Source organism: Lamprobacter sp., from assembly GCF_034860625.1.
In the GTDB taxonomy this organism is placed as follows: domain Bacteria; phylum Pseudomonadota; class Gammaproteobacteria; order Chromatiales; family Chromatiaceae; genus Lamprobacter.
The window spans coordinates 1-1,047 of sequence record NZ_JAYESN010000597.1 but is presented as its reverse complement, the minus strand read 5'-3'; the positions used below and the strand labels follow the sequence as shown (position 1 = coordinate 1,047).

The 1,047-nt window shown below is 63.3% G+C and carries 1 protein-coding gene; it reads left to right on the top strand.

The genetic code is table 11. From position 1 onward, the window contains the following. A partial coding sequence (locus VBE63_RS30115) for a cadherin repeat domain-containing protein (RefSeq protein ID WP_323686637.1) occupies nt 1-1,047 on the top strand: 1,047 nt, incomplete at both ends.

Here is a 1,047-nt window from a genome sequence, read left to right as displayed (position 1 = left end):
ACGGATTTCGTCGCCCAACCCGGCGACAACAACGACATTGACGTCAGCAAGCTCAGCCTGGAGGGGGAGGGCGGCGACAGCGTCACCCTGACCAGCAGCGCCGTTGAGATCAGCGACGCCACCCAGTTCAGCGTCACCCTGAATGCGGCCGACCAGGCCGCCGTCAACCAGCTCTTCAACAAAGACGGCGCCAGCTCAACGGGCGGCACGACCTACAACCTGGCCGCCGCCGAAGACTGGGCCGCCGGGGTCGATGCCAGCGTCACTGTGGCCGATCTGACCGGCAACGGCATCACGGTCAGCAACGTCGCCGCGCCCACCATCGCCAGCGCCACCTACAACGGCAGAACCGGCGTGCTCGAGGTCACCGGCAGCGGATTCCTCAAGCGTGACGGCGCGGACAACGATATCGATGCCAGCCGCTTCACCATCACCGGCGAAGCGGGCGGCACCTACACCCTTATCGATACGGCCGATGTCGAGATCAGCAGCGCGACCCGCTTCAGCCTGACCCTGTCGGAGACCGACAAAGCCGCCGTTAATGCCTTGATCAACCAGAACGGCACCGCGTCAAGCGACAACACCACCTACAACCTGGCGGCTGCGGAAGACTGGGCATTGGGTGCCGATACGGCGGTTGATGTCGCTGATCTGACCGGCAATGGGATCACCGCGACTGTTAACCAACCGCCGCTGATCACCAGCAACCTCGGCGGCGGCACCGCTGCCGTGAACGTGGCGGAAAACAGCACCGCGGTCACCACCGTCACCGCCACCGATGACGACAATGACACCCTCACCTTCAGCATTACCGGAGGCGCCGACCAGGATTTGTTCCAGATCGATGCCAACAGCGGTGTGCTGAGTTTCAAGACTGCCCCGGACTTCGAGAACCCGAGCGACAGCGACACCAACAACAGCTATGAGGTCGTGGTTCAAGCCAGTGACGGCAACGGCGGCAGCGACACGCAGAGCATCACGGTCAGCGTCACCGACGTTAATGAGAAAACCGGTGGTGGTGGAACCCCAGCGCTAGAACCTGACCCG